Annotated in this window: 8 protein-coding genes and 1 pseudogene; all 9 read left to right on the top strand. The window is 44.9% G+C overall.

What is annotated here, in order from left to right; all coding sequences use genetic code 11:
• Positions 1–279, top strand: a 279-nt coding sequence (locus MHN01_RS10920) for a DUF1722 domain-containing protein (RefSeq protein WP_239411377.1), incomplete at its 5' end; no start/stop codon positions are given.
• Positions 269–1,081, top strand: a complete 813-nt coding sequence (locus MHN01_RS10915; RefSeq protein WP_239411376.1) for a MerR family transcriptional regulator — start codon at positions 269–271, stop codon at positions 1,079–1,081. The genes MHN01_RS10920 and MHN01_RS10915, both read left to right, overlap by 11 nt.
• Positions 1,082–1,103: 22 nt before the next feature.
• Entirely contained in the window at positions 1,104–2,588 is a 1,485-nt protein-coding gene (gene phrB, locus MHN01_RS10910; RefSeq protein ID WP_239411379.1) for a deoxyribodipyrimidine photo-lyase, read from the top strand.
• A 44-nt stretch (positions 2,589–2,632) separates the two neighbouring features.
• Positions 2,633–3,064, top strand: a complete 432-nt coding sequence (locus MHN01_RS10905; protein ID WP_239411375.1) for a nuclear transport factor 2 family protein — start codon at positions 2,633–2,635, stop codon at positions 3,062–3,064.
• A 2-nt stretch (positions 3,065–3,066) separates the two neighbouring features.
• On the top strand, positions 3,067–3,792 hold the full coding sequence (locus tag MHN01_RS10900) for an SDR family NAD(P)-dependent oxidoreductase (protein WP_239411378.1): 726 nt from the start codon (positions 3,067–3,069) through the stop codon (positions 3,790–3,792).
• Between the two features lie 2 nt (positions 3,793–3,794).
• Positions 3,795–5,114 (top strand): NAD(P)/FAD-dependent oxidoreductase, encoded by a 1,320-nt coding sequence (locus MHN01_RS10895; RefSeq protein ID WP_239411374.1) that lies wholly within the window; start codon positions 3,795–3,797, stop codon positions 5,112–5,114.
• Positions 5,107–5,901 (top strand): DUF1365 domain-containing protein, encoded by a 795-nt coding sequence (locus MHN01_RS10890; protein ID WP_239411373.1) that lies wholly within the window; start codon positions 5,107–5,109, stop codon positions 5,899–5,901. The genes MHN01_RS10895 and MHN01_RS10890 overlap by 8 nt, the downstream gene beginning before the upstream one ends.
• Positions 5,902–5,911: 10 nt before the next feature.
• Positions 5,912–7,150 carry a cyclopropane-fatty-acyl-phospholipid synthase family protein gene (locus tag MHN01_RS10885; protein ID WP_239411372.1) on the top strand — a complete coding sequence of 413 codons (1,239 nt, stop codon included), beginning with the start codon at positions 5,912–5,914 and terminating at the stop codon, positions 7,148–7,150.
• A gap of 21 nt (positions 7,151–7,171) precedes the next feature.
• Positions 7,172–7,393 (top strand): annotated as a pseudogene (locus MHN01_RS10880) (DUF2878 family protein); the annotation flags it as partial.

The raw sequence follows: 7,393 nt of genomic DNA, 5'->3' as shown, positions 1-7,393 counted from the left end.
CGCCAGCAATTTATGGACGCGATAAAAAACAGGGCAAGCAAGAAGAATAACACCAATGTATTAATGCATCTTCAAGGGTATTTCAAACGCTCGTTGACGAAAATGCAAAAACAAGAGTTAGCTGAATTGATAATGAGTTATCGCGAAGGTAATCAGCCTATTCTCGCTCCTTTAGCTCTAATTAAACATTATCTGAAAGAATACCCAGATCCGTATCTACAGTTACAAACATTTTTAAATCCATATCCTGAGGAGTTGAAGTTACGTTATGGATTGTGAAGAACGATATTACGCTATAAAAGATGTCTCAGATATAACGGGTGTGAATTCCGTAACCTTGAGGGCGTGGCAAAGACGTTATGGTTTGCTAAACCCGAAAAGAACCGAAAAGGGCCACCGTTTATATTCTGAACAAGACATTGAGAAGATACGTCTTATTTTATCTTGGCTGGAAAAAGGGGTCGCCATTGGTAAAGTGCGTCCACTTATTGAAGGGGCACACGATGAAGAGAAAGAGAGTGAACAGCCAGAGAATAAAAAGTCTGTTGATTCTTTATTATCAGCTTTAATCGATTGTAATGGTGCCAAACTAGATAAGCTGCTAATCCAGATAATGAAAGAATATCCACTTGATGTCTTTATTACGCATATTGTGAATCCTGTGGAAAGTGAGATAAAAAAAGCAGAGAACCCATTGGTGAGCATTCAATTATCTCTTTGGCAATCGTCTATTATGCAACGTTGTATTGCGTTAATTACCCAAGCCAAAAAGCGCTCATCAAAGTTGTGCTATTTATTGAGTTTTGACCATCCGGACGACTATCGAATGTGGCTGCAGGCTTGGTTATTAACCGATTTGGGTTACAACGTCACTGTGCTTGGTTCGTTAGATGGACGATTAACCTCTCTTGGTTCAGCATTGGAGGCATTAAAGGTGAGCAAAGTTGTTGTTATTGGTGAAAGACGTATATCGGCAAGTAACTTGGAGCAATTAACTAAGTTGGCGGCCAGTGCGCAATGCTCTTTCGAGCTTGTTGGCAGCATCAGAACAATTCATAAAGACGTTCTTGTTGGCCCTTAATGATGGAATCGGAGCTAGTACTATGGTTGTTCAAGCGGTAGAAAATAACAATGGGTCTGCCACTAATAACAGAGCGGGCTTAATTTGGTTTCGTTCTGATCTGAGGGTTGTTGATAATACGGCACTCATAGCTGCAACACGTGATTGTAAAAACATACTTGCCGTCTTTGTCTCGACGCCGTTGCAATGGCGGGACCACGATGTTGCTCCGATAAAAGCAGACTTTATTCGCCGGCGTTTGGTTGTACTCAGACAGCAATTATCTGAACTTAATATACCGTTAGTTATTATCGAGGTGGATGACTTCGAGAAAGCGGCGCAGGCGGTTACCGATTTGTCTGTATCTCACAATATCAGCCAAGTTTATTGTAATAAGCAATATGAGTGGAACGAGTGTCAGCGTGATGAAATGACCGCTGCTCAGCTAGGGAATCACAATATACGATTTAGCTCATTTGATGATGACTGCATTATTGCGCCGGGTAAGGTGCTGACCAGAAATCGTCAGCCCTTCAGGGTTTTCACCCCTTTCAGGCGTGAATGGCTAAAGGTTTTTTTACTAGAAACGCCAACGGTCCAAATAACGCCTGAAAAATTGCAAGCTAACTCTTTTGTAGATAACGCACAACCTGAACATACGGTTTCATTTACCTATCCGCTTGAAGACAGTGTTCGCTGGACGGTGGATGAAGAGACGATCAAACAGCGGCTTCGCCTGTTTTGCCAGGAAAAAGCGGCGGCTTATCATCAACAAAGAGATATACCGTCTGTAGACGGGACAAGTTGCTTGTCACCTTACCTGTGCGTAGGGGCATTGTCGGCGCGTCAGTGTATGGCTGCGTTGCTAGCTGAGTTTCCGCAGTGCCTGGATGAACCCAATAGCGGGGCATTTAGCTGGTTAAATGAAATCATCTGGCGAGAATTCTACCGTCACTTAATTGTGGCTTGGCCGAAACTAAGCCGTGAGCAACCTTTCCTTGACTGGACTCGTCATGTGGCCTGGGACCAGTCTGAGTCGATGCTAACCGCTTGGCAGCAGGGCAAGACGGGTTATCCGATCGTTGATGCTGCGATGAGACAGCTTAAGCAAACAGGTTGGATGCACAACAGGTTGAGGATGATAACCGCGAGTTTTTTGACCAAAGATCTGCTTATTCATTGGCAACGTGGTGAGCAATGGTTTATGTCCCAACTGATTGATGGTGATCTCGCGTCTAACAATGGCGGCTGGCAATGGGCGGCTTCGACTGGCACGGATGCACAACCTTATTTCAGGGTATTTAATCCGACAGTTCAGGGCGAACGATTTGATCCAGATGGTCGCTTTATCCGTACTTGGATACATGAATTACGAGACGTGCCTGATAAATATATTCATCAGCCGTCTTTGTGGGACAAGGCTGATACTCTGAATTATCCGAAACCGATTGTTGATCATAAAACGGCGAGAATAAGAGCGATAGAAGTATTTAAAACAGCTAAATCTCTAATGGACGAAGCCCAATAATCAAACCGGGCAGGGTGCTGATTTATTATGTTGAGGAGTAATATATGGCTGATCAGTCAGGGGCTTTGACGGCTAAATTTGTCGATACCTATAACCAACTTACCAAGCATAATTTAATCGAGTTGGAAGCACTCTATCATGCTGATGTGACCTTCGAAGACCCTGCCCATAAGATGGTTGGTTGGCCTAATCTACACGATTATTTCACCCGACTCTTTAGAACTGTCAATGAGTGCCAGTTTGAAGTTCACGATACATTATCAGCGCAAAATATAGCTTACATACAATGGACAATGACATTCAGCCACCCTCGTATTGCGGGGGGGAAGCCCCGCTCTGTTAGAGGGTGCTCAAGGCTTGAATATAAGGACCAACGCGTTATTTATCATCGGGATTATTTCGACATGGGGGAAATGGTCTACGAAGGTGTGCCGATTCTAGGCTCTGTTATCCGTCGGATAAAAGTGAGTATGTGATGATGGAACAAGTATTAATTACCGGTGCAAGCTCGGGGATTGGCGAGCAGCTTGCTATTGATTATGCAGAGCAAGGCTGTCAAGTCTATGCCTGCGGGCAATCTCAGCAGCGGTTAGCATCTCTTAGTGAACGTGGGAGTAATATTCATCCGGTTAGGTTTGATGTTACAAATATAGATGATGTTACTCAGGCCTTGGCCTCATTGCCACAGGTTCCCAAGCTTATTATTTTAAATGCTGGCACGTGCGAATATATCGAGCACGGAGAAATTGATGTTGCTTTATTCAAACGTGTTTTCGATGTCAATCTCTACGGGCTGCTCAATTGTATTCAAGCTTTACAACATAGTTTTGATGCAGACACACAATTGGTGATTATTGGCTCTACCGCATCTTATATACCGCTGCCTCGGGCGGAGGCATATGGCGCTTCAAAAGCGGCCGTTGCCTATATTGCAAATACGCTTGCTATCGATTTGGCAAAAAAAGGTGTCAAGGTAACACTGGTCAGCCCGGGGTTTGTGAAAACGCCTTTAACTGATAAAAATGACTTTGCCATGCCCATGCTGGTGACAACGCAATATGCGTCGGCAGCAATCCGAAAAGGGATTGCTGCCGGAAAAGCAGAAATTCATTTCCCACTTAAATTCAGCTTATTTCTTAAAACGATTGCACTATTGCCGACTCGGTTTCAGTTGGCTGTGGTTAAACGAATGACAGGAAAATAAACATGAAAATAGCCATTATCGGTACTGGAATATCAGGATTAACATGTGCGTGGCATCTGCATCGTCAGCACGATATTTCTGTCTATGAAGCAAATGATTATATTGGCGGCCATACTGCTACTGTCGATGTGTCGGTAGCGAGCGGAGAGTACGCTATCGATACTGGCTTTATTGTCTTTAATGATCGTACCTATCCGAGATTTGAGCGGTTATTGTCGGAAATTGGCATTAGCGGTGATCCGACTGAGATGAGTTTCAGTATTCATAATGACAGTAACGGATTGGAATATAACGGCCATAGCCTGCCATCTATGTTTGCCCAGAAGCGCAATTTGGCTAACCCGAAATTCTTGTATTTTATTTATGAAATCCTGCGCTTTAACAAGTTGGCACGAACGGTTGATTTGAACGATGAGCCAAGCAGAACCTTGGGCGAGTTTCTGGGGCAGTATCAGTTCAGCCAGTACTTTTCCGAAAATTATATCCTACCTATGGGAGCAGCCATCTGGTCATCGACCTTATCCGACATGCGTGCGTTTCCGTTATCTTTCTTTATCCGCTTCTTTCGTAACCATGGGTTACTTGAAGTGACTAATCGCCCACAGTGGTATGTTATTCCGGGTGGTTCACGAGAGTATATCAAGAAACTGATTGTTCCTTTCCGTGACAAAATACGATTGAACCAACCAGTTAAAAAGGTCATTCGTCAGCAAGGGAATGTCATCGTCGAAACAGAACATAGCCGCGAAGCCTATGACCAGGTGATATTCGCCAGCCATAGTGATCAGGCTTTGTCGATGTTGGCAGATGCGACACCTGACGAGCAGCGGATACTCGGAGCCATGGAGTATCATGATAATGAGGTTGTGCTTCATACCGATACCAATATGTTGCCTCAGTCACGAGCTGCATGGGCGGCCTGGAATTATCACCTTGGTCCCAATGTTGAAAATGGGCAATTAAGAGATAATAAGTTGGCCAGTCTGACCTACAACATGAATATTCTCCAGAATATTTCATCTCCAGAGACGTTTTGTGTCACCTTAAACCAAACAGAGCGGATAGCCCCCGAAAAAATACTTCGTCGTTTTACTTACGCGCATCCTGTGTTTTCCACATCAAGCATGCTGGCGCAGCAGGCCAGAAGCGGTATTAATGGGGTTCAAAACACATGGTATTGCGGAGCCTATTGGTATAACGGATTCCATGAAGACGGTGTTCGAAGTGCACTTGATGTTGTTGATGGCATAGCAAACCTAGTTGAAGTTGAATCAGAGAACCGTCATCGTTCAGCAGCTGTTGAGGGTGAAAGTTATGAATAGCGGGCTGTATGTTGGCACTGTCAGACATCGACGGTTTACACCGGTAAAGCATAGCTTTAGTTATCCGATGTTTATGCCCTTGATTGATATTGATGAGCTCGAAGAACTACAAAGAACGGTGAAAGGGTTTGGCTCGAGCGTATTGAATTTCGCCCGTTTTCGACCACTGGATTTTATGAATGATCCAAGTTCACAAAAGCAGGTTAGCGATATCGCCCCTCAATCATTAAAGCAGGCTGTGATTACTAAGGTCGAGAGCCTGACTGGAGAGCGAGTTCAGGGGCGAGTCATGATGCTCTGTCAGCTACGTTATGCCGGACTGTATTTTAGCCCGCTGAATATGTATTACCTCTATGACGAGCAGGATAACTGGCGCTGGGTATTGGCAGAAGTTAGCAATACCCCTTGGAACGAAAGGCATTACTACGCTGTACCGGCTGGCTCAACCTATCACAATCAGAAGGCTTTTCATGTCTCGCCATTCAATCCAATGGACCAGGCGTACCATTGGCGACTTAAGGCTCCCGAGAAACAACTGGTTGTCCACCTGGATATTCGCTCTATAGAAAGTGGCAAAAACATCATGGATGCCACCATGGCAATGAAACGTCGGCCCTTTACCACCAAAGTGCTCTGGCAGTTGATTTTCAGCACTCCGGTTCAAGCAATAAAAATAGTAGTTGGTATTTATTGGCAGGCATTGAGGCTGTGGCTGAAAGGTGCGCCTTTCTACAGTCATTCACCAAGCAAGCAGATTCCGTCAAATCAAGAATGGAACAGTAAATAAGAGGCTAATTATGTTTAATAGTGATGTGAAGCGTTCTGAGTTGGTGATGACGGGAACAGAGAGTATTGCTCGCAAAGTGGTGTTCAAGGCACTTGAACAGCTTGAAGGGGCCGGTCTTACTGTTGTAGAGCAGAGTGGAGATACGTTTTTTTTCGGTGAACGTCAGGCCAACTGCCAGGCGCAACTGATAATTCAACATCTTGGTTTCTATAAGCGGCTGCTCTCTGGCGGAAGTATTGCAGCGGGTGAAGCATATATTGATGGTTGGTGGGATTCTCCCGATGTCACCCTGGTTGTGAGGGTGATAGCCAAAAACCCGGCTGTAATGGAACGACTCGAAGCCAGAATGAGTTGGCTGAGTACGCTGAAGGATAAGTGGTTGCACCGAACTCGCCGCAACAGCAAGGAGGCGGCCAAGCAAAATATTTTGGCGCATTATGATCTGGGTAATGATTTCTACCGTACCTTTTTAGACCATAACATGCTTTATTCGGCCGCCATCTACGATGATAAGCATCAGGAATTATTTCAGGCACAGATCAACAAGATGGACAGGCTATGTCGCAAGCTGAACTTGACTGAATCAGACCACTTGCTGGAAATCGGCACTGGATGGGGAGCATTGGCGATACATGCAGCTAAGTATTATGGCTGCAAAGTGACGACTACAACAATCTCTGATGCGCAGCACCAATGGGCCAAAGAACGAATAGAGCAGGAGGGGCTGTCTGACAAGATAACCTTGCTACTTAGTGATTACCGGGAACTGAGCGGCCAGTACGATAAAATTGTCTCGGTTGAAATGATAGAAGCTGTGGGTAAGGAGTATCTGACAACATACATTCAAAAATGTCAGTCCTTGCTAAAGCCTGATGGGTTGTTTGCTATCCAGGCGATAACGATGAATGACCAGCGTTACGATAGCTATAGCAAAGGCGTCGACTTTATCCAGAAGTACATTTTTCCAGGAGGCTTCTTACCGTCAGTGACCACAGTCGCCAATCAAATGACCGAACATAGTGATTTCATTATTCGCGATATTAAAGATATCGGCATGGACTATGCGAAGACACTGGCAGACTGGCATCACAACTTTAACGACAGTATCGAGAAGCTCATAGAGCAAGGATTTGATAATAGGTTCATCCGAATGTGGCGGTTTTATCTTTGCTATTGCGAAGGTGGTTTTTTAGAGCGAAGCATCAGTACCGTTCAGCTCGTTGCCAGTCGTTCGGGATGGCGTGAATAGCCGTTTCAAACTGGAGGTTATATGCCTGTTCGTCAATTACTGATTATTGGTTTGATCTTCAATGTTTATTGGTTACTGGCGGTGATAGGTCAGGGACAGTTTGTCTGGCTTCTGGTTATTTTGTTGCTAGCTTGCTGGTGGCGTTACCAGGGTACGTGGCGGTTTGGGTTGATGTTGGGCGCATCTGGTGTGCTGATGGACTTGATGCTTAGCTGGATGGGGCTCTACATGTTTGCAGCTAAT

Origin of the sequence: Photobacterium sp. OFAV2-7, from assembly GCF_022347985.1 — a bacterium.
Classification (GTDB): Bacteria; Pseudomonadota; Gammaproteobacteria; order Enterobacterales; family Vibrionaceae; genus Photobacterium.
The sequence above is the reverse complement of the archived record's forward strand: the minus strand, read 5'-3'. Positions and strand labels throughout refer to the sequence as shown.